The sequence below is a fragment of the Oceanobacillus senegalensis genome (assembly GCF_900176885.1).
Taxonomy (GTDB): domain Bacteria; phylum Bacillota; class Bacilli; order Bacillales; family Amphibacillaceae; genus Oceanobacillus; species Oceanobacillus senegalensis.
Genome location: NZ_LT839648.1, coordinates 2,917,345 through 2,941,539, shown reverse-complemented (window position 1 = coordinate 2,941,539; position 24,195 = coordinate 2,917,345). Strand labels below are relative to the sequence as shown.

Annotated in this window: 17 protein-coding genes and 2 riboswitches; of the genes, 15 read left to right on the top strand and 2 right to left on the bottom strand. The window is 37.7% G+C overall.

Annotated features, from left to right (window positions below):
- The first annotated feature begins 418 nt into the window (after nt 1-418).
- Nucleotides 419-1,954, top strand: coding sequence for an AbgT family transporter (locus CAO17_RS14160; RefSeq protein ID WP_085993333.1), 1,536 nt, complete (start codon nt 419-421; stop codon nt 1,952-1,954).
- Between the two features lie 237 nt (nt 1,955-2,191).
- Here the strand turns inward: CAO17_RS14160 and asnB are convergent, their stop codons facing one another.
- Nucleotides 2,192-4,093: an asparagine synthase (glutamine-hydrolyzing) gene (gene asnB / locus CAO17_RS14155; RefSeq protein WP_085993332.1), complete on the bottom strand. Its 1,902-nt coding sequence runs from the start codon at nt 4,091-4,093 to the stop codon at nt 2,192-2,194.
- A 490-nt stretch (nt 4,094-4,583) separates the two neighbouring features.
- Between asnB and ablB the strand changes: the two genes are divergently transcribed.
- The 13 genes from ablB to CAO17_RS14095 all read left to right on the top strand — a co-directional run bounded on the left by ablB (nt 4,584) and on the right by CAO17_RS14095 (nt 21,084).
- Nucleotides 4,584-5,432: a putative beta-lysine N-acetyltransferase gene (ablB, locus tag CAO17_RS14150; RefSeq protein ID WP_085993331.1), complete on the top strand. Its 849-nt coding sequence runs from the start codon at nt 4,584-4,586 to the stop codon at nt 5,430-5,432.
- 270 nt (nt 5,433-5,702) lie between these two features.
- The gene (locus CAO17_RS14145; RefSeq protein ID WP_085993330.1) at nt 5,703-7,055 is read left to right on the top strand and encodes an ATP-grasp domain-containing protein; all 1,353 of its coding nucleotides are present in this window, start codon (nt 5,703-5,705) and stop codon (nt 7,053-7,055) included.
- Between the two features lie 18 nt (nt 7,056-7,073).
- Nucleotides 7,074-9,047: a hypothetical protein gene (locus tag CAO17_RS14140; protein WP_085993329.1), complete on the top strand. Its 1,974-nt coding sequence runs from the start codon at nt 7,074-7,076 to the stop codon at nt 9,045-9,047.
- 51 nt (nt 9,048-9,098) lie between these two features.
- Nucleotides 9,099-9,485, top strand: coding sequence for an ectoine synthase (locus CAO17_RS14135; protein WP_085993328.1), 387 nt, complete (start codon nt 9,099-9,101; stop codon nt 9,483-9,485).
- A gap of 236 nt (nt 9,486-9,721) precedes the next feature.
- Entirely contained in the window at nt 9,722-10,678 is a 957-nt protein-coding gene (locus tag CAO17_RS14130) for an AAA family ATPase (protein ID WP_085993327.1), read from the top strand.
- Nucleotides 10,679-10,681: 3 nt separating this feature from the next.
- A complete protein-coding gene (locus tag CAO17_RS14125; protein WP_085993326.1) occupies nt 10,682-11,956 on the top strand; it encodes a DUF58 domain-containing protein in 1,275 nt (424 codons plus the stop codon).
- Nucleotides 11,957-11,958: 2 nt separating this feature from the next.
- Nucleotides 11,959-14,163, top strand: coding sequence for a transglutaminase TgpA family protein (locus CAO17_RS14120; protein ID WP_085994497.1), 2,205 nt, complete (start codon nt 11,959-11,961; stop codon nt 14,161-14,163).
- Nucleotides 14,164-14,221: 58 nt separating this feature from the next.
- Nucleotides 14,222-14,325: riboswitch (purine riboswitch) on the top strand.
- A 127-nt stretch (nt 14,326-14,452) separates the two neighbouring features.
- Nucleotides 14,453-15,988, top strand: a complete 1,536-nt coding sequence (guaA, locus tag CAO17_RS14115) for a glutamine-hydrolyzing GMP synthase (protein ID WP_085993325.1) — start codon at nt 14,453-14,455, stop codon at nt 15,986-15,988.
- A gap of 251 nt (nt 15,989-16,239) precedes the next feature.
- A riboswitch (purine riboswitch) is annotated at nt 16,240-16,341 on the top strand.
- Between the two features lie 104 nt (nt 16,342-16,445).
- Nucleotides 16,446-17,750 (top strand): NCS2 family permease, encoded by a 1,305-nt coding sequence (locus tag CAO17_RS14110; RefSeq protein ID WP_085993324.1) that lies wholly within the window; start codon nt 16,446-16,448, stop codon nt 17,748-17,750.
- Nucleotides 17,751-18,169: 419 nt separating this feature from the next.
- Nucleotides 18,170-19,141: a methyl-accepting chemotaxis protein gene (locus tag CAO17_RS14105; protein ID WP_085993323.1), complete on the top strand. Its 972-nt coding sequence runs from the start codon at nt 18,170-18,172 to the stop codon at nt 19,139-19,141.
- A gap of 64 nt (nt 19,142-19,205) precedes the next feature.
- Nucleotides 19,206-19,343 carry a hypothetical protein gene (locus CAO17_RS21110; RefSeq protein WP_179151961.1) on the top strand — a complete coding sequence of 46 codons (138 nt, stop codon included), beginning with the start codon at nt 19,206-19,208 and terminating at the stop codon, nt 19,341-19,343.
- Between the two features lie 170 nt (nt 19,344-19,513).
- Nucleotides 19,514-20,182 carry a helix-turn-helix domain-containing protein gene (locus tag CAO17_RS14100; protein ID WP_085993322.1) on the top strand — a complete coding sequence of 223 codons (669 nt, stop codon included), beginning with the start codon at nt 19,514-19,516 and terminating at the stop codon, nt 20,180-20,182.
- Complete coding sequence (locus CAO17_RS14095; RefSeq protein WP_143833766.1) at nt 20,179-21,084, top strand: IS3 family transposase; 906 nt, start codon at nt 20,179-20,181, stop codon at nt 21,082-21,084. Before CAO17_RS14100 ends, CAO17_RS14095 begins: the two co-directional genes overlap by 4 nt.
- Before the next feature lie 609 nt (nt 21,085-21,693).
- Here CAO17_RS14095 and CAO17_RS14090 read toward each other — a convergent pair.
- Nucleotides 21,694-22,863 (bottom strand): MFS transporter, encoded by a 1,170-nt coding sequence (locus tag CAO17_RS14090; protein WP_085993320.1) that lies wholly within the window; start codon nt 22,861-22,863, stop codon nt 21,694-21,696.
- Nucleotides 22,864-23,294: 431 nt separating this feature from the next.
- On the opposite strand from CAO17_RS14090, the gene CAO17_RS14085 reads away from it, so the two are divergent.
- On the top strand, nt 23,295-24,002 hold the full coding sequence (locus tag CAO17_RS14085; RefSeq protein ID WP_085993319.1) for a gamma-glutamyl-gamma-aminobutyrate hydrolase family protein: 708 nt from the start codon (nt 23,295-23,297) through the stop codon (nt 24,000-24,002).
- The last annotated feature ends 193 nt before the right edge of the window (nt 24,003-24,195 follow it).

The following is a 24,195-nucleotide window of genomic DNA, read 5'->3' as shown; positions in this document are numbered from 1 at the left end:
AAACGTGAAGGAACGCCGATAAACGTGAAGGAACGCCGATAAACGTGAAGGAACGCCGATAAACGTGAAGGAACGCTGATAAACGTGAAGGAACGCTGATAAACGTGAAGGAACGCCGATAAACGTGAAGGAAAAGCTGATAAAAGGAAAGGACCGCTGATAAAAAGAGTGGAACACCAATAAATTGAAATATTACTGATAAAAGAAACACTGAATAAATAGGTGCTAACTCCAATAAAAGGACTGAAGTTCAGAGTCATTAAAGTAATTACTCGAAATATGGAGAAATATGTTGCAATTTTTACTTCTGGAAAATGGGTTCTCAATAGTAATAACACATTTTATAATGTAGCTTGGTGTACAAAATAAGAAGTATTTTTCAGAATATTATCCATATGGTGAAAGAAAGGAAGTAATTATGAGTAATAAAAGAAGAGGTTTGTTTCAGCGTTCACTGGATGGGATTGAGGTGGTTGGTAATAAACTCCCACATCCTGTTACATTGTTCGCAATTTTAGCTTTAGCGGTTCTTCTCCTTTCAGCATTATTACAGCCATTAGGAATTCGTGTAGAACACCCTGGTAACGAAGGGGAAATGGTTGAAATTAAAAATTTATTAAGTGCTGAAGGAATACAATATATATTTACGAGCATGACGGATAATTTCATAGGGTTTGCACCATTAGGAGTTGTTCTTTTAACGATGCTTGGTATTGGTGTAGCGGAGCGCTCGGGTTTAATTAGTGCCCTACTAAGAGGGTTCGTATTATCTGTTCCTAAGAGATTTATTACATTAGGACTAGTATTTGCAGGGATTATGTCTAGTGTGGCATCTGACGCAGGATATGTTGTTCTACCTCCACTTGGTGCGTTAATCTTTGCAGCATTAGGTCGTCACCCGCTTGCTGGTTTAGCAGCAGCGTTTGCAGGAGTTTCTGGTGGATTTAGTGCAAATTTATTCCTATCAGGTACCGATGCACTATTAGGTGAATTGACTACTGCTGGTGCGGCAATTATCGATCCTGCATATGCAGACAATATGAGTATTGCGATGAACTATTACTTTATTATTGTTTCAACATTTATTCTTACTTTTATTGGCGCATGGGTAACGGAACGTGTGGTTGAACCACGCTTGGGCGAGTATAAAGGAGAATATCGTGAAAAATTAGAAACATTAACATCTGCCGAGAAAAAAGGGATTGTTTGGGCTGGAGTTTCTGTGATTGTCTCTGTTATTCTCATGAGTTTACTTATTTTACCAGAGAATGCACCGATGCGTGGTACGGAAGGGAACTGGATGGATCAAATTATTCAGTCACCATTCATGAGCTCCTTAGTGCCGATTATTGCGATTTTGTTTTTTATTCCAGGACTTGTTTATGGGATGGTAACCAAATCCATTCGCAATGATAAAGATGTAGCGGGCCAAATGACAGACACAATGGCATCCATGGGAATGTTTATTGTTTTAGCATTTACGGCAGGTCAATTCGTTGCATATTTTAATGAATCTAATATGGGATTAGTGCTTGGTGTATATGGTGCGGAATTTCTAGATAGTGTTAATCTAACCGGTATTCCACTAATTCTCCTGTTTATTTTAATAACAGCATTTATCAATTTATTTATTGGAAGTGCCTCGGCGAAATGGGCGATGATGGCACCAGTCTTTGTTCCAATCATGATGCAACTGGGATATTCACCAGAGTTAACACAAATGGCTTATCGAATCGCCGACTCGTCTACGAATATAATTTCACCGTTAATGACTTATTTTGCAATTATTATTGCGTTTGCTCAAAAATATGATAAGAAAATGGGAATTGGTACGTTGATTTCAACGATGGTTCCTTATTCAATATATTTCTTAGTTGGCTGGACAATTGTGTTAGTTATTTGGATGCTACTAGGTCTTCCACTTGGACCAGGCGCACCACTTTTATATCAATAAAGAACACGGGGGAGGTACTTGTCCCCCGTAACCTATAAGTTTTGAAGAAACGTTCTGCGGAGAGTAAAATCTCTGTAGGGCTTTTTTTGTATAAAGACAATGGGGTAGGGGCGATTCGTGACATCGTGTGTCACTATGAACAAGCTATACAAAATAACCACCTGCTTGGGCAGGTGGCTGTTTAACCGAGAACTTATTTATAAAACATAATGATAACATAGCATTCCTCAATCCATCTTACATGCTATACTCCCTTTTACTATCCATGGTCTTGATAAAATATGGATGCCTTTGTTCTATAAATATTTGATGCCACATCATAAATATGATAATGGTCCAAATATGTCGAGAGTAATCTCTTTTCCCGCTTGCATGGTAATCAAGTAACTGAAGGGCAACAGATTTATCTATTAAATGATTGGTCTCACTTTGTTGAATGAGCTCTTTTGCCCAATCGTATAATTCATCTTTAAGCCAGTGACGAATCGGAACGGGGAATCCAAGCTTTCTTTGATTTAGAACGTGATCCGGGACTATTCCCTGTGCTGCCTTTCGTACCACCCATTTTGTAGTGCCATCAGTAACGGTTTGGTTTGTAGGAATACGCCGGGCAATATTGTATACTTCCTTGTCCAAAAAAGGGACACGCAACTCGAGGGAGTGTGCCATTGTCATTCTATCCGCTTTTAAAAGGATATCACCCGGGAGCCATGTATGAATGTCTATGTACTGCATTTGGTGTATTTTGTCTTGGTTTTTTACCAAATGATAGAGTGGTGCAGTAATTTTATGATAGGTACACCGGTAATCAAATGCTTTATAAAACGTTTCTTTTTGTTTTTCTTCAAAGATTTTAGCGTTCCCGATATACCGATCACTAAGAGGCGTCGTTCCCCGTTTTAGAAAACTTTTACCCTTCATACCTTCCGGGAAAATATCAGCAAGGCGATGGATTGCTTTTGTAAAAGAAGTAGGCAATTTATCGAATATTTGTAAAGAGTGCGGTTCATGGTATATATTATACCCGCCAAATAACTCATCCGCTCCTTCACCAGACAATACGACCTTTACATGTTTTTTTGCATAACGAGCCACAAAGTAGAGTGGGACGCAAGCTGGATCTGCAAGCGGGTCATCTAAGTGCCATACGATATCCGGCAATGCATCTATGAATTCCTTCGCACTAATGTGATAAGAATGGTTTCTTACTCCTAACTTATCCGCTGTTTCTTTAGCGACATCTAACTCGGAAAATCCTTTACAATCAAAGCCTACCGAAAATGTTTCGATGTTAGGATGATATTGTTTTGCTAATGCTACGATGAAACTAGAATCAATACCCCCAGAAAGAAATGCACCAACTGGTACATCACTTTGCATATGAGCTTGTACGGAATCATCAAGCGTTTTTCTTAACGTGTGAATAACTTCATTCTTAGAGGTATCTACTGGTTGAAATGTAGCATGGAAATAACGAGTGAATTGTATAGGTTCTCCTGCCTTTTTAATAAAATATGACCCGGGTTCAACTTTTTTAATATCTTCAAATAAAGTCCTGGGTTCTGGTACATATTGAAAACTAAAATAATGCTGAAGTGCCTCATTATCAAGTTGAACAGGATTGGTATTATAAACTAGGCTTTTTTCTTCGGAAGCAAATAATGTTTCAGTCTCTTTTTCTTGATAATAAAACGGCTTTATACCAAACGGATCACGTGCTCCATATACAGTCTTTTCTTTTCGGTCCCAAATTAAGATGGCAAACATGCCTCGGAGCTTTGAAAAAGCTTGAACACCCTCCTCAAGAAACAGTTTACCAATCACTTCCGTATCCGAGTCTGTCTCAAACGTATATCCCTTTGAAGCTAGCTTCTCCCTCCATTCTTTATAGTTATATATTTCACCATTAAAAACAAGCCAGTATCGGGAATCTGCAAATGGCAATGGTTGGCGGCCACGTTTTAAATCAATAATACGTAACCGGCGAAAAGCTAATGACATCAGGTTATCATGATAAATATCTTCATCATCTGGGCCGCGGTGTCTAATCATGGCACTCCGCCATGTTATATCACTATGGCTATGTTGTTTTACTTTAGAGACTTTCGGATGTCTCATGACACTAACAAATCCACACATTTTTCTTTATCCTCCTTATGTAATTACCCGAAGCGTACCGTCATTAAGCATTTGCGGGCAACTGTCGTTTGCTTCTCCATTATCGCTTTTGTACCTTTCGTCATGGATGTAAATGATATTTCATCAGGTTTGATTCAATTAGACACACTCCCCCTAGAATTCCTCTTAAAAATGTATTCATTCTATATACCTTATAATTGAGTGAAAAGTTTTTTAAAATATAAAAAATCTTTTCTTACGTAAGATTTGGATTTCTAGGTTGATAGCTGTTACGTTGGAAATAGTTTAGTCGCTTTTTGTGTGCATAAAAATAGGTATGCCCCAACTTTTTGGCGAGTACCAATTTTTTAATTACTGGTGTTTTGTCCCAGTCCCATTTCTTTCGTAAGTGTGGAGTAAGACTTAGTATGCTTGCCGGAAAAGGTCATATCCATTACGTTCCCTTAATAAAATATATAACAGCAAACAAAATGGGGAGCGTGAAAGTCTAATGCAGTTAATACGTAACTTATCGCCAGACCTTTCGTTATGTATGGAGCAGATTAACGTAGAAAAAATCAATCAAAGAATAAAGGTCTACCAAATTCCTGCACAGACCTACTTGGATATTTTTATCCATTACTTAATAGAGATGGGAAATGATCAAAATTGCGATAAGATTATTTTTTACGTGAGGGAAAATGAAGTAGCTTTGATGAAACAACAGGATTTTAATTATGAAGGTAAAATTAAAGGTTTTTTTAATGGAAATGATTCGTTTATTTACGCTTTATTTTTAAATAAAGAAGAAAATGGTAACAAAGAGGAAGAAAAGGAAACAATTATTCTGAATAAAGCCAAGGATTTCTTCAATCAAGGTGAGAAATATTCTATTAGTAGGGAATATACCATTCGTTGGGCCAAACCAGGTGACCGCTATAATATGGCAACATTATACGATACAGTTTTTGAGTCTTACCCAACCCCAATGAATGACCCAGATTTTATTTTGGAAATGATGAATAGTGATGTGTATTTTTCGGTAGCAGAAAAAAATGGAGAAATTGTAAGTGCCTGTTCAGCTGATGTTATGCCGGCTTTTAATGCTGCAGAGCTTTCGGATTGTGCAACCATTCCAGCTCATCGTGGAAAAGGGTTGTTATACAATCAGGCATTAAGGTTGATAAGGTTAATGGGTGAAATGAAAATTAAAACCTTTTTTTCTTATTCAAGGTCCATATCAATGGGGATGAATATCGTGAATGCAAAGCTTGGTTTTACTTATGGTGGAAAAATGATTCGAAATAGTAATATTGCCGGTCGATTAGAAAATATGAACATATGGTATAAAAACTTATAGTTCTATTGTAAATTTATAAACTTGACATTCCATGGGATTTGAAAGGTGAATTTAGAAATAATGGAAGATGGCATTTTATTTAATTTTACGTCTTAACTTTAAAATTCAGTACAATATAAGTGAAATTAACATTTCTTTATAAAAAGTTGTATTTAGAAAACCCCCGACAGATATCGGGGGTTTTTTTGTAGGAAAATATACTTATATTTTTTTAGGTAATGGTAATCCTTAGTAAAGGTTGATAATTTCATGGATGAAAGGTGAGGAACAATGCCATTGGAAAGAAGAAGTTATGCGGAGGAATATCATTTTAAAGAAAATGACCAAAGGGATCGGCAAAGGCTTCGTAATCGGAAAACTGGACCAATACGGCTTAACCATCAGAAAAGGGCGAAGGATAAAAAAGTTGCACTTATTGGTTGGGGCATCCCATCCATTGAAGCGATGCACCGATTAAAGCGTCCATTTGTTGTAGTAAGTCTGCCGGAGTTTGAAGGTTATGCCGAAGAACATCAGATTCCATTTGTTTCATGGGACTTTGGTAAGGATTTGCCGTATGAAGAGGTTTACAAGAGATCAGAGGAATTGCATGCTCTTTTAAAAAAATTGGATGTCGATCATGCGGTCCCAATTTTTGAAGAAACAGTGGAGTGGGCTGGGGCATTAAATTCCCGATTTAGGAAGGACGCAAGGTTATTTGATCATTCCATTTTATTTAGGGATAAAGCAATGATGAAAAGACGAGCACATGTTGGCGGATTACGTGTAGGGATTTTTGAAGAAGCAAGAAATAAAGAGGATGTCCGTAATTTTTTTGATCGTGTAAATAGCGCAATGTTACGAAAGCAAGGGGACGAACTGGAACCAATCCATGTAAAAGCATTAAATAAAGCTGGTGCCTCTGGCCATCGTATGGTTATATCTCATGAAGATATTGATTCGAAGTTGCATGACGAAAATTTCCCTAGCTTAATGGAAAGTCATTTGGATGGTTTGGAGGTTTCTTGTGAAGCTTTTATTCACAAAGGAAAGGTTCGTTTTTTAAATATTACCGAGTACGTGGTATTTGGATATTCCATGATGGTCCCTCCTACAAAAGAAGTTGAGAAATATCGTCCCCAGATTCGCGAGGAAGTTCAAAAGATTGTGGATATCTTTGACATCGAATATGGCTTGATTCACCCAGAATTTTTTATTACCGATGAAGGGGCTGTGTATTTCGGTGAGGTAGCATATCGGATTCCAGGTGGCCATATTTTTGATTTAATGAGGAAATCATATGGTTTTAATCCATATGAGGCACATATTTTATGCTGTGACCCTAATACGACGGAAGAGGAATTGAAGGATATCTTCCCTGATGAAACAAAAAATAATGGACATGCAGGAAGTTTCCTTGTTTATCCAAAAACTAATTATATTAGTAAAGTAAATATACCAGGGGAGCTGGAAGACCATGAATACTTTGATAAACATACATTATACAAACCTGCTGTTCCTAAAATCCAAAGCAATCAAGAGGGATATGGAAATCATCTAGGTACCATTTTCTTTTATGGTAATGACGGTGAACAGGTTAAACAGTTGCTGACTGATTATGTAGATCATAATTTTTATATTTAAATGGAGGGAAATTAACGAATGACATCCATAAAAATAGACACTAGTAAAACGGAACAGTTTAAACAGGCTTTAGAGACATTGGAATCCGCTTTTCCATATGCGAAAAATATGTATCAATCTGATGCACTTCAAGCAGCGGCACGTGTAATGGATGAAGAGAATGGAATGCGTTTTTTATATCAGTTTGCCGATCGTTTTGAAGAAGCTGGTATTTTTGAGGGTGGTCCATGGGCAGATCCCGCTCATTTACAGCCTAACTTAGTTAAGGGGTCCCTACAGGCTGGCGGGATGACACCGATTGTCGATATTCTTAGCGAACTAAGAATGCTTTCATTGGCAAAAGGAAAACATACACATCCACAGGTTACTAAAAAGCAAGCACAGGATTTTTTAAATGAAGTAATGGCGTTAAATATTGATACCTTAATCCCAGAAGAAACAGAAGCAGCTCGAATTGAAGGAAAGACTAAAGAAAAGGAAAGAATTGTAAGGTTGTTTAAATTTCTAAGCAAGGAACTTTCATTAGGCGCCATTTCTGGTGCACTGATTCATGAATTAGATGAACTGGTGGCACAGCGACCGATTATGGTCAATCGAATTCTAAAAATGATCAACAATGCGGAGCAATTATTGGACGCGGATATTGATAAAAAGGAAAAGGATGCAATAGAATTTTATGTTAAAGCGGTTGACGGGACGACCAAACGAAGTGAAAAGAAGGATTTAAAGGCATACAGAAACGAATTAAAGAAAATGGATGATAAGGAATTAAAGCAAGAGGCTCGCACGTTTGCGAAATATATGCGAAAAACGGGGTTAGTGTCCAAGCATCATACCATTTTAGTCCGTTTTTTAAATCGCCAAAAGCCAGAATTGATTGCGGAGGCTCTGGATTTAAGTAAAAAAGGCCAAGCAAATTTAGAAGAGCATTTTTCGACTGTCACTGATTTGATTAAGGTTGCTATTCATCCGCCATTAAGACAGTCCCTTTACGGTTTAACTTGTATGCTGGAACGTGGTGTGCTTTCATCAACTCCAGTTATCCCAGGATTAAGGCGATTAATTGAGTTAGATTTATTGCCAGAAGTACGCAAAGTTCTTTTAAATTCCATAAATGGGAACGAAGGGATTACGGCAAATAATATTTTGGTTGCTGGTGTCATAAGTGTACTGGGTCAGCCGTTAGGAGTAGGACAAGGGATGAATCCGACCTGTCAAACAGCAAGGGGTATTAGTTTATGGTCTTTACATGCACCAGGATATTTGCTGGAATTAATTCCTCGGGCAGCACGTGATGGAGATATTGACGTCATGTTTGAGGGGAGATCGATTCATTCCAAGGATTTGCGGGAAGGTCTTGTGGATGACCTTCATGAGGAATTAGATCCCGTTTCATTGATATTGGTACCGCATCTCGACCGGATTTATGGTGAACTTGTTCGTCGTACGAAATTTAGAGGAGATGATGTCCATAAATGGGTAAATCCAGCCTTCTACGGGAATTGGGTATCTAAAGGATTTTCCAGTACACTTGATCCGATGACAGGTTCAATTGCAGACTATTCTGGATTTGTCCGGTTGTTTTACTCAACCCATCACCCTGAGTATAACGAGGGATACGAATTGATTTATCCAAATCCGGTAGGGATATTTATTACGAATTCCTCCGGAAGCTTATTAGGACTTCATGCCGTATCTATTCAACGTATTGCCAAGGATCCAAAAGGTAAATACCGTGTGTACTTTTATAACCCGAACAATGACGGTGCACAAAACTGGGGACAAGAGATTACACCAACGGTATCGGGAAATGGCGAGGTACCCGGAGAATCATCCCTACCTTTCCATCAGTTTGTTTCAAGACTATACGCCTTTCATTATAATCCATATGAACAGGGTGATGCATTTGCCATTGATGATGATATCGTAAAAGAAATTGAAACCATTGCAAGAGAAAGCTGGGGGGAGAAATATACGTGGGTTCAAATATAAAACGTCTATTCTCTATATTTTCTATATGATAAAGAGGAAGGAGATAATAGGATGAAAGTTGTCAAATTAGACGAAGTTAAAAAAACAGAACATCATGTAGATGGTGGAAATTGGGCAAGTACTCGTTTACTAACAAAAGCCGATGGAATGGGCTTTTCCGTAACGGAAACGATTATACGTGCAGGTACGGAAACACACATTCATTATAAAAATCACCTTGAAGCTGTTTACTGCATTGAAGGTCATGCGGAAGTAGAGACATTGAAGGATAATAAAGTTTATACCATTAAAGCAAATACACTTTATGCATTAGATGAACATGATGAGCATCTACTACGTGGTATTGAAGACGCTAGAATGGTTTGTGTGTTCAATCCACCATTAAGTGGAAAAGAAATCCATGATGAAAATGGTGTTTATCCAGCTGATTTAGATTGAAATATAATTTACTGACATAATATCTCGTCCCCACTTAAATAGTGGGACGGGATTTTTTACGGTTTGAAAGCGTATAGCTCCTTTTTAATAGTAGAAACAAGTTTAAAAGATTATTAGATTGTACATACTAGTTTTACATATAATACTACTTTTACTTGCATGTTATTTCTTGTATAGTTATAATGTGTTTCTTTATATAAGAAGCCTTGCAAGAAGTCGAGAGGGGCGAATTATAAATGCAAGATACAACGATATATAATGAGAAAGTTGAAAAAGTATTAGCGAATATTAATAGAGTCATGATTGGAAAAGAGGATGTTGCAACACTTAGCTTAGTGGCCTTGCTTGCTGAAGGACATGTGCTTTTGGAGGATGTTCCGGGTGTTGGGAAAACAATGATGGTACGAGCATTGGCAAAGTCACTGGACTGTGATTTTAAACGAATTCAGTTTACACCAGATTTGTTACCTTCAGACGTGACAGGCATTTCTATCTATAATCCGAAGAAATTAGAATTTGAGTTTCGTCCCGGACCTATTTTAGGCAATGTCGTTCTTGCGGATGAAATCAATCGTACTTCACCTAAGACCCAGTCATCACTCCTTGAGGCAATGGAGGAGAAAAATATTACCGTTGATGGAAAATCCATACCTCTTCAAAGGCCCTTCTTTGTTATGGCAACCCAAAATCCTATTGAATATGAAGGGACATACCCATTACCAGAAGCCCAACTAGATCGATTTATGTTAAAGCTAAAAATGGGATACCCAACATTTCTAGAAGAATTAGAGATTTTGGAACGGACATCAAGAAATCAACCTATTGAAGAGATAGAAGCAGTAATGACAAGGGATGAGCTTGTATCGGTTCAAGCGGATGTCAAAGGGGTTTATATAGATAAAAGTATTCAGCAATACATTATTAACCTCGTAACAAAAACAAGAGAGGATTACGCTATTTATTTAGGTGTTAGCCCTAGGGGAGCTATTGCTTTAATGAAAGCAGCTAAAGCATATGCTTATATTTATGGAAGAGACTATGTATTGCCAGATGATGTGAAATTTTTGGCTCCGTATATTATGGGCCATCGGATTATTCTTACAGCGGAAGCGAAATATGAGGGGCTATCCAATGACGAAGTAATCGAAAACATCGTGAAAACGACGTATATTCCGATTCGAAAGGACTTTTAATAAATGAGAAGGTCACTGAAACTATTTGGTAGTCTATTTTTTATTTTCTCTCTTATGGCGATATTGTTTTCCTATGCAATGTTCCAGGGAGGATTTGTTAGTTGGTTTTTATTTACTGGTTTTTTTCCAATTCTGCTATATCAGTTTTTGTTTTTACTATATCCGATGCAGAATTGGGTGATAACACGGAAATTATCTACCCCCGTTATTCGTGCTGGTGAATCTATTTCGGTAACAATCGATATTAAAAGAAAGGTTCCTTTTCCATTATATTACGTCATTTTGGAAGAGGTGTTTTCTGAAAGCCTTCATAGAGTAGATAGTGGTCAGGATAAATATGCCTATATGGACCAACCCAATCTCTTAAACATTCCGAGAGATGTTAAGAAAGCTGTTTTTCCAGGCTTTAAACGTCAAATGACCCTTCAATATACCATGGGCCAGGTACCGAGAGGACAGCATAGACTAAGGGCGGTTCGTGTGAAAACGGCTGATATTTTTGGTTTTGTAAAAAAGGTCATGATTTTTCCTCTAGAGGATGAATTGCTTGTCCATCCCAGTCTATTACAAGTAGAAATGAACGGGAAAATTAGTAGTTTCGAACAGGGCGCTACATCTGCTTCCATTAATACATTTACAAATACAAACGTCGTTACGGGTGTACGTGAGTATGAACCAGGGGATCGCTTTTCCTGGATTGACTGGAAGCAAACGGCGAGGAAAAATAAAATGATGACGAAGGAATTTGAACAGGAGAAAAGCACACGCATCTTACTTGTGCTAGACAATTGTTTTTATGAAAGACTAAATACCTTAGCATATGAAGCATCCATCGAGCTAACATGGTCATTAATGGAATCCATAAGGAGAAATAATATAAATGTAGGTATGCTTTCCATAAGTGGTGGCAATGAGAATTCCTATTTTCCTATGCAACGTGATGCTGTATCCCAAAAAAGGATTATCCATCATTTAGCTCAACTTAGTCCGTCAGGAAACCGTCCATTTCCCACTCGATTAAAAGAACAATTAATGAGAATGGGAAGTGGGGACATGGTAATGGTCGTGACGACAAATATGGATGAGATGTTTAAGCAAACGATACAACAGATGAACAAACGGATGAAGAAGATAAGAATACTTTACATCGAATCATTCCCTTTCATACCAGAAGATGTACGAGAAATGAAGCAACAATTACAGACGGAAGGGGTGGGTGTACAAATTATCACTGAAGAGGAGCTAGTGAAGAAACCGGTTGAGGTGAATGTATGGTGAGAATGAACACAAATAACAAAATGGCAATGTTTTACACCTCCATTCTCTATATTTTTAGTTTTTTTCTTTTTATGGAGTGGTTATATCCGTTAGAGAAAATCACGGATACAAGAAATGTAACGGTATTTATTTTTTATGCAGCCTTTTGTTTTTTCCTTTCTTTATTTCAAATGAAATGGTGGATATCCTTTTCCTTAAAAGGAATTGGACTTCTTTTTGTCATTAATAACCTCTATTTTAGCCAATCCATTTTCGACTTTTTATGGATAAAGCAGTTAATAATGGAACTTGGTTTTAATTTGGAGTCTGCTATTTTACAGCAGTGGTACTATTTGACACCGACATTTCGCAGTTTCTTATTTCTGGTTCTAATATGGCTGATGAGTTATTTATTACATTATTGGGTCGTTCAGATGCAGCGGATGTTTTTCTTTGTTTTACTGACCTTTATCTATTTAACCGTATTAGACACCTTTACGGTATTTGACGGAAGTATATCCGTTATACGAGCGTTTATTATCTCATTGGCTGCTTTGGCTCTTGCTAATTTAATGAAGGAATTCAATCATGAGTCCCTACGATTAACTTGGATGAAGAAGGCTTCAGCATGGATGATTCCTTTGATTGGGGTTATTATCCTTACTACAATGGTAGGCTCCTTCGTACCTAAGCCAAGTCCACAGTGGCCAGATCCTGTTCCATTTATTTATAGTGCTGCTGAGAGTGCAGGGAGTGGAAGTGCTAAAGGTGGTATGAAAAAGGTTGGTTATGGTGAGGATGATTCACGTTTAGGTGGTTCTTTTGTTCAAGATCATTCACCTGTTTTTACAGCGGAAGTGCATGAAGCACATTATTGGCGGATTGAAACGAAAGATGTTTATACAGGAAAGGGCTGGGAACTTTCAGCTAATCCCCAATATGTCGAGCAGCCTCAAGGAAATATGGAGTTAGAGACCTTTTCAGAGAATGTTCAAACAGAAGAGTTATCCGCCAATATAGAGGTAGACAATCCATCGATTGGAAAACTAACCTATCCATATGGGATTGAACATGCCGAGGAAATAAGCGGTGTGGAAGTGACTTATGCATTTGATTCTGTTTCCGAGGCTATTCAAACGGAGTTTCCCGGAGCACCCGGGGTTCTGGCATATGAGATGCAATACCATTATCCATCTTTTGCGATAAATCAATTAAAAAATAGTACAGAAGAGGATCCGCGCTCGATTAAGGAAAGATATACGCAGGTACCATCTTCATTACCAGAACGAGTAGGAGAATTAGCCGAGGAAGTTACAGCTGACTATGATAATCGTTATGATAAAGTAAAAGCAGTTGAGGGTTATTTCAGTCGTAATGGGTTTGAATATCAGACTACGGATGTTCCGGTTCCTGAAGGGGACGATGATTATGTTGATCAGTTCCTATTTGAATCCCAAGTAGGATACTGTGATAACTTTTCAACTTCCATGGTGGTGATGTTGCGTACATTAGACATACCAACAAGATGGGTAAAAGGCTTTACTAGTGGCGATTTAATAGAAAATAATCCAAGTGGTGAACCAGATGTTTATCGAGTAACCAATGCGAATGCCCATTCATGGGTGGAGGTTTATTTTCCAGAGGTAGGTTGGGTACCATTTGAACCAACACAGGGATTCTCAAACCCCACTGAATTTTATGCTGGGCAAGAACAAAGTGGTCAATGGACACAAGAGGAATCGGAGGATACAACGGAGGATTTAATAACCGAAGAAGAGGAAGAGAAGCAACAAGAGAAAGAGGAAGAGGTGGAAACAGCATTTAGTCAAACAACAGATAATGATGGTTCTACTGGAATGAATGGTTGGTTGTATCTTGTTGTATCCGTTATTGTTTTAACTTCTATTGCCTTATTCATCTATAAAACCAGATTTCGCTGGCAGTCAAGGATGGTTTCTTCCAAACTAGAACATACTAGAGATCCAGATACTTTCCAGGATGCATATCATTATTTGTTGAAGGTGCTAAAACAAAAAGGGTATGTAAAAGCACCAGATCAAACATTAAGAGAGTATGCGGATGTCATCGATACCACGTTTGAGTCGGATGAAATGGGTCGCTTAACCAGTTATTATGAACGCATGCTTTATAAGAATGAGCAATCGAACGGGAACATGGATGAACTAACAAAATTATGGAAAGATTTAATCAATCGTATAATGGGTTGACCTTATTCAGCATGGTTAGTAGAATAAGAAAATAATGTAGAGTCTGTTTTTTATGAAACAACTCACCTCATATGCCTTTCGTATATCCTCAGGAAATATGGTCCTGAAAGTTTCTACCGGGGCACCGTAAATGCTCCGACTATGAAGGCAGTTAATCTTATGGTTTCCGTAAAAAACTTGGATTTCTGCCTTTTTATAGCTTTTTAGCTATAAGAAGTAAGGGGTTCAAGTTTTTTATAGTTATAGCTACCTGTAATATTAGTTAAAAATAGATAGGAGCGTACAATTCATGGGAAATGAAGAAATGATTTTGGTATTAGACTTTGGTAGTCAATATAATCAGCTTATTACCCGCCGGATTCGTGAATTTGGGGTTTACAGTGAATTACATTCGCACAAGCTGACAGCGGAAGAAATTAAGCAAATGAATCCAAAAGGAATTATTCTATCAGGTGGACCGCATAGTGTATATGACGAGAATAGTTTTCGTTGTGATGAAAAAATCTTTGACTTAGATATTCCGGTATTAGGGATTTGCTATGGAATGCAATTAATGGCGCTTCACTATGAAGGAAAAGTAGAGAAAGCAAAAAATCGTGAATATGGAAAGGCATTGATTGAACTTAATAATCAACCTGTTCTTTTTAAAGATACTCCTGACAAGCAAACAGTATGGATGAGTCATGGTGATAAAGTAACGGTAGCTCCTTCTAGCTTTCAGGTTGATGCAACAAGTCAATCTACACCAGTTGCTGCAATGAGCAATCCTGATGAAAAATTATATGGTGTGCAATTTCATCCAGAGGTTCGTCATTCTGAGTATGGGAATGATGTTCTAAGACATTTCGTGTATGATGTTTGTGAAAGTACTGGTGACTGGAGTATTGAAAACTTTATCGAACAGGAAGTTTCTAATATTCGAGCAAAAGTTGGCGACAAAAAAGTGTTATGTGCACTAAGTGGTGGCGTAGATTCATCTGTTGTTGCTGCTCTTATCCATAAAGCAATTGGTGATCAGTTAACATGTATCTTTGTAGATCATGGCCTTCTACGAAAAAATGAAGCAGATGACGTCATGAAAGTATTTGCAGATGATTTCCAAATGAATATCATTAAAGTGGATGCAAAAGACCGTTTCCTCTCGAAGCTAAAAGGTGTGGATGATCCAGAGAAGAAACGTAAAATCATCGGTAATGAATTTATCTATGTTTTTGATGATGAAGCAGATAAACTAAAAGATATGGATTATCTAGCACAGGGTACACTTTATACGGATGTAATTGAAAGTGGTACAGATACAGCGCAAACGATTAAATCTCACCATAATGTTGGTGGACTTCCGGAAGATATGCAGTTTGAATTAATCGAGCCATTAAATACTTTGTTCAAAGATGAAGTGAGGGAATTAGGTACGCAACTGGGAATTCCGGATTATATTGTTTGGCGCCAGCCTTTCCCAGGACCTGGACTTGCCATTCGTGTTCTAGGTGAAGTAACAGATGAGAAATTAGAAATCGTTCGTGAATCTGATGCGATTTTACGTGAAGAAATTGCTACAGCTGGATTAGACCGAGATATTTGGCAATACTTCACTGTCCTTCCTAACATTAAAAGTGTCGGTGTTATGGGGGATGCACGTACTTATGATTATACAATTGGAATTCGTGCTGTAACATCTATCGATGGAATGACATCGGATTGGGCTCGTATACCATGGGATGTATTAGAGAAAATCTCCACCCGCATTGTAAATGAAGTAGATCATATCAATCGCGTTGTTTATGATGTAACAAGCAAGCCACCTGCAACCATTGAGTGGGAATAATAACTTCATTCAGTGAGGTTTTTCCCCACCACCATGGAATGTTAGTGCCAAAAGAGTATGACCTTAGGGTCTTGAACGAATTAGGGCTTTACTAGTGGTTGAGACGTGATAGAAAAATATGTATATCAAAAAGAATCAGTAGGGGGCATTCCCTTACTGATTCTTTTTCTGTGTAAATACAAACATTATAAAAATAAGGTAAAAAAACGTTCGGCTTCTATTGACAATACGATATGATAATAGTAGTATAGTAATGTAATTTAATAGAAATGCGTATATTGTTGGGGATATGGCCCAAGAGTATCTACCAGACCGCCGTAAATGGTCTGACTACGCAGATTTAGTAATGTAATTTGAATGTACCTGTTTGGCATTCAATGAACGATTACTTTTCTGTGTGTAGCACTCTAGGATAATCCAAGGGTGTTTTTTGTTTGTCAAAAAAGGAGGAAACATAATGAAGAAGTATTTCCAATTTGAAGAATTGGGGACAAATTATCGGACTGAGTTTACTGCTGGATTAACTACTTTTCTAGCAATGGCATATATTTTGTTTGTAAACCCGGCAACATTAGGCGACGCCGGAATGGATAAGGGGGCTGTATTCGCAGCAACAGCAATTGCAGCTGCGGTTGGTACCTTGATTATGGGGCTTGTAGCTAAATATCCTGTTGTGTTAGCACCAGGAATGGGACTTAACGCATTCTTTGCTTATACGGTTGTTATAGGATATGGAATTCCGTGGGAAACGGCATTAGCAGGTGTATTAGCATCAGGAATTATTTTTATTGTTTTAACATTAACCGGTCTTCGTGAAATAATTATCAATGCCATTCCACAAAACCTTAAAATGGCAGTTGGGGCTGGTATCGGACTATTTATTGCTTTTATCGGATTAACTAGTTCAGGTATTGTGGTAAGTAATGAGGCTACTTTCGTGGGAATAGGGGATGTTACTTCTCCTACTGTATTGCTTACTATATTTGGTCTTGTAATTTCTGTTATTTTGCTTACAAAGGGCATCAAGGCTGGAATTTTTTATGGAATGATTGTTACTGCCATTGTTGGTATGTTCGTTGGGCTAGTTCCGGTCCCATCCGGTATAAATGATATTGTTGGCTCTGTACCAAGCCTAGCTCCAACATTCGGGCAAGCGTTCTTACATTTCGGTGATATCTTTACAATCGAAATGCTTGTCGTTATTTTAACATTCCTTTTTGTTGATTTTTTTGATACAGCAGGAACATTGGTTGCAGTTGCTACACAAGCTGGTTTGGTTAAAGACAATAAGTTGCCACGTGCTGGTAAAGCTTTATTTTCTGATTCAGTTGCAACAGTTGTAGGTGCCACTGTTGGTACTTCTACAACTACGACTTATGTTGAATCAACAGCAGGTGTAGGAGTAGGCGGTCGCACAGGTTTTACCGCCGTTGTTGCAGCAGGATTTTTCCTATTGTCATTGTTCTTCTCTCCGCTATTGGGAATTGTAACATCTCAAGTTACTGCCCCAGCATTAATTATTGTTGGAGTCATGATGGCAAATCAATTGAAACATGTTGAGTGGGACAAATTCGAAATTGCTGTACCAGCATTCTTTACAGTGTTAATGATGCCATTAACCTATAGTATCGCCACTGGTATTGCTGTTGGATTTATCTTCTACCCTATTACGATGATTGTAAAAGGTCGTGGTAAAGAAATTCATCCGATTATGTATGGACTAGCCATTATCTTTATTTTATACTTTATATTCTTAAATTAAATAGGAAAGAAATGCTGGAATCTATTTTAAATTCGAATAGATTTCAGCTTTTTTTAGAAGTCTGGAATTTTACACGTACATGGGGTAATGAAGTTCAAATGTTTTACGAAATCAAACGAAACCTCAAATATTGAACATAGTTCACTACACAAAAGGGCAATAGAGAATTTTAGTCTTTTTTTCGATAGGTTTGAACCAATAGTACTAGTATCAGTTGTCGAAATTTATATATGTATGACAATTATCCTTCCTTTTATGGTACATTTGTATTAGGTTGAATAGGGGGATAATCTGTATGAAAAAAATCTTTAACGTGGAGATTAGGTTTAATTATTGTTGGTGTTATTTTTGCAACCATTATTATTAATTCAATTACTACATACAAAACAGCATACGATAGCCTGTACCAGGCGGCAGGGGTGAAGGCATATGGTTGTGCCAATATTACAACTGGGTTACTAGATACAGAGGACATAGGTCAAAAGTTGAGTTGGACCATCGACCATAAGGAAATTTTTGAAGATCATTTTATCATCAACCTTGAAGGTGAGATTCTTGCTTTGGATGATAATTTAAAGGAACAAGGATTTGAGGTTGGAGATCAGTTTTATATAGATGAGAAAGCAATTCAAACACTAAAGGAAATGAAGCATTCTACCTATTCAGGAATTTATGAATTTGGCGGAATGAAACGCATCTCTGGTTATGCACCTATATTTGAAGACCATGATGCATCGAAAGAGATTGTTGCAGTAAGTGTCATTGATTTTGATGCACAAATTGTTACGGAACGTACATGGAATGTTGTAATGGATGGAATATTAATTGGATTGATCCCTTTGTTATTTGCTGCAACGATAACATTGTACTTAATTAGGAAGAAAACAAAACCAATTTCAATGTTAATCGAACGAACTAGAATGATAGCAGATGGAGATATTACAAAACAGGATATCCAGGTTATGAGTAAGGATGAAGTGGGTGATTTAGCTCGTCACGTGGAAGAGATGTCCACCAATTTGAGGCAGGTTATTCGGACGATTAAAGAATCCTCTGATGATTTAGTCGAGAATGCAAATGAAACTTCAACATCGATGAATGAAATGAGAATGGCACTTGGCCATGTTTCTAGTAACATGGAAGAGGTGGCATCAAGTACTCAAGATGGTGCTGTGATGACGGAAGAAGCTTCTAGTGCTTTAGTGAATCTTTCTAACATGATTCAATTATCTAGCAAGAAAGCAGATACAAGTGTTAAGAGTGCTGAATTTACTATGGAAACAGCAGAAAAAGGGATACAGAAGGTAAATGAAATTGTTGATCAAATGCATGCTATTAAGTCGTCATCATTGGATACGAAGGCAACAATCGAGAAGTTAAATAACGCATGATGAAACAGGAACGTCTGAACAAATTGTTCGTCACGTACAACAGTTAAAGAATGCGATTGAAAACATGGCCTCCAATGCACAAGGGGTTTCTGCTGCGACGGAGGAATCAACAGCATCTATTGAAGATGTAGCCGACCGTTCAAGAAAACTTGCAGATATCTCTAACCAGTTAAATGCAATTGTAAATAAATTTAAGATATAGGCTGCTTTGTAATAATTATTGTTTATGCACAAAATTGATATGATGCGCAGTAACTTAATACAGAAAAAGGTGCGTAAATACCGCTACGTAAATACACTACGCTTTGATACGCTACCTTTTGAGTAGACAATGCAAATAATAAAAAATATTACTCAAAAGGAGCGATAACATTGGGACGTCCGTATTATTCTCCTGAATTTAAATGGAAGGTAGTTCAGGAATATAAAAAAGAGGGTCGTGTATTATCCAAAATGACCCAAAAATATGGAGTGCATCATACGAGCGTAAAGGCATGGGATGAAATTGTAAGGAAGGAAGGTAAAAAAGGATTAGAGAAACAAAGTGAGATTCAACATTATCCTAAAAAAGTCAAACAAGCAGCGATTGCTGATTACCATTCGGGGAATTACTCTTTACGAGAAGTTACTCGGAAACATGACATTTCAAGTGCTTCGGTTTTAAGAAAGTGGATAAAGGATTATAATCGCCATAGAGACATAAAAGCACGTGCGGACGAAAGGGGTATCTCTATGGGTAAGAGAAGAAAAACCACGTTAGAGGAACGAATACAAATTGTCAAAGCTGCATTGTATTATGATAAAGACTATCAACTCACGGCGTCTCTTTATGATGTATCCTACCAACAAGTTTATCAATGGGTTCGTAAGTATGAAGATGGGGGTTGGGATGCTCTCCAGGATCGTCGTGGGAAACCTAAACCCGAGGCTGCTTTAACCAAAGAAGAAAAATTAAAACGTGAATTGGCTGAAAAAGAAAAGGAAAATGTACGTTTACAAGCAGAGGTGGCCTTTTTAAAAAAGTTAAAGAGGATGGAATAAGGCCGGATACTACAATTACGCGTGTTCGCCATGAAGATTTATATCAAGTTATCCAGGAGTTACATGAGGAACATCCTTATTCTATCCAATTGTTATGTGAAGTCGCCGGTGTTAATCGTGGCGCTTATTATAATTGGCTAAAGCGTGAAGATACGGAAGAAGACCAGTGGAACAAGGAGTTATTAGGAGAAATTCAATCCTTGCATCAAAAAGCTGAGGGGATCTTTGGTTATCGCCGGATGACTATGTACCTTAATCGAAAGTATGAGAGACCTATCAATGAGAAAAGGGTATACCGTCTAATGCATAAAAAAGGGATAAAAGCAGTGATTCGTCGTCTGAAGAAAAACTATCGACCATCAAAACCAGAATACACATCAACTAATATTTTGAATCGTGAATTTCATGCTTCTAAGCCAAATGAAAAATGGGTCACCGACGTAACAGAATTCAAATATGGACCAGGGTATAAAGCCTATCTCAGTGCCATATTAGACTTATATGATAGGCGTATTGTTGGTTATCGTATCAGCCGAGCTAACAATAATGAATTAGTATTTGATACAGTCAATCATGCCATTGCCACACTAACGGGAGAGAACCCCTTACTACACACAGACCGAGGCGTGCAATATACGTCGTATGGCTTTAAGCGAATCATGAATGAAGCTGGATTACAACATAGTATGTCAAGACCTGGGAAATGCATCGATAATGGGCCAATTGAAGGTTTTTGGGGAATGATTAAGTGTGAAAAGTATTACTTACATGCCCATGAATATAAGACTTTTAATCAGCTAGTTCAATCCATAGATGACTATATTTATTTCTATAATAACAAAAGACTGCAATTTAATTTAGGCGGTTTAGCTCCCTTAGAATTTTTGAAAGCCACCGCCTAAGTTCATTTTTTATTTATCGTGTCTACTTGACAGGGGGCAGTTCACTTTCCATGGGCGCTGCTGAGCCTCCTCCGAGCTAACGCTCTCCGTAGTCTCACCTAGGCTTTTCATCCCATAGGACAAGGAACGCTACGGCAGCAACGCATCGCAATCAGACAAATGGAACTTTATTTTCGAGGAGTCTTCGTGTATTTCCTCCGCTATTTTTGAGCATAAGCTTCTATTATTGTTTTAGCTATAATAATGTTGATTGGAACGAAGGGCGGTTGACTCCTTGAAAAAGAAAAACACTTTTTCTCACGAAGATGTAACACTGACGAAGCCTCCCTTTACGGAGGCTGAAGCCGTGCTCACGGAAAGCGACTGCTCGCAGTGGAAATTAACGTGCATCAACAAACATAATTGTTCTATGGTTCTATAAGTATTAAGCTAATAAGTAAAGTTACATCGACATGTACCAATAAATTTCATCAGTTACGTCACATCACCTTTCTATTACGACATAGTAAATAGTTAAATATATAAGAAAAGAGCTAAATTATAATCGTTAAAAAACAGGAGTACAATAGTGCTCCTGTTTTTTTAAATGGGAAGTACCAGTCACATCCGTTATTTATTACGTACTTTATTTTCTTTACCGTATGGCAGGACATGGTATGTGGTGAGTAGGATGGTTCCTAATGCTGCGAGGCATCCCATCCCGAAATATAGGGTGTTTCCACCGAAGTGGTCCATGATTAATCCACCGGTAAGTGAACCGACAATTCCAGATAAGCCAAAGAATACCGCAAAGAATACAAGATGTCCTGTAGCTTGGAGAAGTTTTGGAATGAGTCGAGTCACATATTCAAATGCGGCTGTATAAAATACACCAAATGTCAGCCCGTGTAAAAACTGCATTCCGATTACGAGCATCGGATCATCAACGGTTGCATACAAGAACCACCGAACCGTATATAAAATGGATGCCACGATAATAAAAATCATAGTATGGTACTTTTTAAACCAAAATCCAGCAAATGCGAAAACAGCTGCTTCCGTAACTACACCGACAAACCAACCTAGGCCCACTAAACCTTCACTACCACCAAGTTCTGTTATATATAATCCGATATAACTGTCATTTGTCCGGTGAGCAATCGTAATAAAGACGACCATTATTAAAAATAGAAGAAAAGGTTTGTTCCCAATAAGCTGTTTTAAGTCGGATAAACGAACAGGATCTGACTCAACTTTTGCGTCTTTTAAGCGGATGGTTGCTAGCATGGCCATTGTTCCAAAAAATAGGTAAGGCCATATCATATATTGAATACCGACCTTGGATAGTATTTCTCCAACAATTAACGAGGAAAGAGCAAATCCGATAGACCCCCACGTGCGTATACTTCCAAAAGGGATTTGTAGAACATCGGCACGGCGTTGAGCTAAACTGTCTCCAAGTGCACCAATGGGCGTAGTGAAAAAGTAAAATACAGCTCCCATTAGAATAATCGTCAATAATGTATTCATTTGGAAAAAGAGTGTACTTCCAATAAGAAGACCTATGACGCAAATAAACAATATCCATTTGATTGTTTTAAATTTATCACTCATATAACCCCAAAACGGTTGTGCAAACATGGAGGCAAGTGGTCCGATTGCAAGTACCCAGCCAATTTCCGTCTCATTCAATTCTTTATATTGTAAATACAATGGTAAAAAGCTAAGAATAACGGTGTTGGAGGCGTGGAAACTAAATAATAATGTTTTCAACGGTGATAATGATTCATTCGTTGACAAAATACTCTCTCCTAACTAATGTGTCCTAATATTTACATGTTATTAAACTATATCACTATTATTCCAAGGGAAGGAAGTATTAATTATTGGAAATTTAATCTGTTTTATTATGTCATCATAAGCAATTATTTGATTAAGATTGTTGGTTGGAAAGGAGGACTATCGACTCTTTTGAAAATAGAAATCAATTTGCTAACGAACATGTAACGCTGGCGAAACCTTTCTTGTCCTGTGGGAAAAGCTTGTTCAAAAGCCGTAACCTAAGGGGGGGCGGCTGCCAGAAGCGGAAATTGGCACTTACTAAAATTACTCGCATTTAAAGGACAAAAGAATGTAATGACAAGAGATATCGTGTGACAATATCGATAGACAGGTAGATGAAAAGGGATTAGAATAGAATTAATTTTTAGAATAGTGGGGAGGGGATATGGTTGAAACCTATAATTGGGATTACCACATCGATGGAAATTGATCAAACGCAATATACAACTAATCAACGTAATGTTAGGGCAATCATTCGTGCTGGCGGTCTACCGATGATGCTTCCTTATGTATTGGATGATATGGATTTAGCTCAGATTGCTCAGCAGATAGACGGATTGTATGCAACTGGTGGAGATGATATCGATCCAACTTTATTTGGGGAAGAGCCGCATCCGAAACTTGGACCTATTATCCCGAAACGAGACCAGTTTGAAATCGAGCTAATGAAGAAAATGCTAGATATGGATAAACCAATCCTTGGCGTTTGTAGAGGGAGCCAAACTTTAAATATTGCTGCTGGTGGTGATATGTACCAAGATATATATGCACAAATGGAATCTGAATTATTACAGCATTCTCAAAGAGCACCAAGAGAACATGGCTCTCATTATGTTGATATTTTGGGTAACTCTTTACTTTACCAGTTAGTTGGGCAGAAAAAAATTCGTGTTAATAGCTATCACCATCAGGCAAATCGTGATGTCTCCGAAAATTACCAAATTAGTGCATTGGCAAGTGATGGAGTAGTCGAAGCGATAGAAAGTAAGGAAAATACATTTGTACTTGGGGTTCAATGGCATCCAGAAGCAATGAATGATGAGGCATCCGATAAAATTTATCTGGGGTTTATTGAAGCATGTAAACAAGATGTATAAGCTTGTCATCCATTTAAAAGGATATTTTTTATGGGATTTTTTCTGGTGTACAACATATCTATTATGCGATATAGCTTAATATGGTAATTGTTCTATTACGAAACAATATAAGGGATACGAAAACAACCCTTTCAAACAAAGCGTGAAATACCGGGGTAATAAATATCAACGGTATTACGTGGAAGACCATATA

Coding starts and splice junctions, on each gene's coding strand:
- CAO17_RS14125 (WP_085993326.1), top strand. CDS start 10,682: ATGAGAAGGTCACTGAAACTATTTGGTAGTCTATTTTTTATTTTCTCT.
- CAO17_RS14140 (WP_085993329.1), top strand. CDS start 7,074: ATGACATCCATAAAAATAGACACTAGTAAAACGGAACAGTTTAAACAG.
- CAO17_RS14120 (WP_085994497.1), top strand. CDS start 11,959: ATGAACACAAATAACAAAATGGCAATGTTTTACACCTCCATTCTCTAT.
- CAO17_RS14135 (WP_085993328.1), top strand. CDS start 9,099: ATGAAAGTTGTCAAATTAGACGAAGTTAAAAAAACAGAACATCATGTA.
- ablB (WP_085993331.1), top strand. CDS start 4,584: ATGCAGTTAATACGTAACTTATCGCCAGACCTTTCGTTATGTATGGAG.
- CAO17_RS21110 (WP_179151961.1), top strand. CDS start 19,206: ATGGCCTCCAATGCACAAGGGGTTTCTGCTGCGACGGAGGAATCAACA.
- CAO17_RS14145 (WP_085993330.1), top strand. CDS start 5,703: ATGCCATTGGAAAGAAGAAGTTATGCGGAGGAATATCATTTTAAAGAA.
- CAO17_RS14160 (WP_085993333.1), top strand. CDS start 419: ATGAGTAATAAAAGAAGAGGTTTGTTTCAGCGTTCACTGGATGGGATT.
- asnB (WP_085993332.1), bottom strand. CDS start 4,093: ATGTGTGGATTTGTTAGTGTCATGAGACATCCGAAAGTCTCTAAAGTA.
- guaA (WP_085993325.1), top strand. CDS start 14,453: ATGGGAAATGAAGAAATGATTTTGGTATTAGACTTTGGTAGTCAATAT.
- CAO17_RS14130 (WP_085993327.1), top strand. CDS start 9,722: ATGCAAGATACAACGATATATAATGAGAAAGTTGAAAAAGTATTAGCG.
- CAO17_RS14110 (WP_085993324.1), top strand. CDS start 16,446: ATGAAGAAGTATTTCCAATTTGAAGAATTGGGGACAAATTATCGGACT.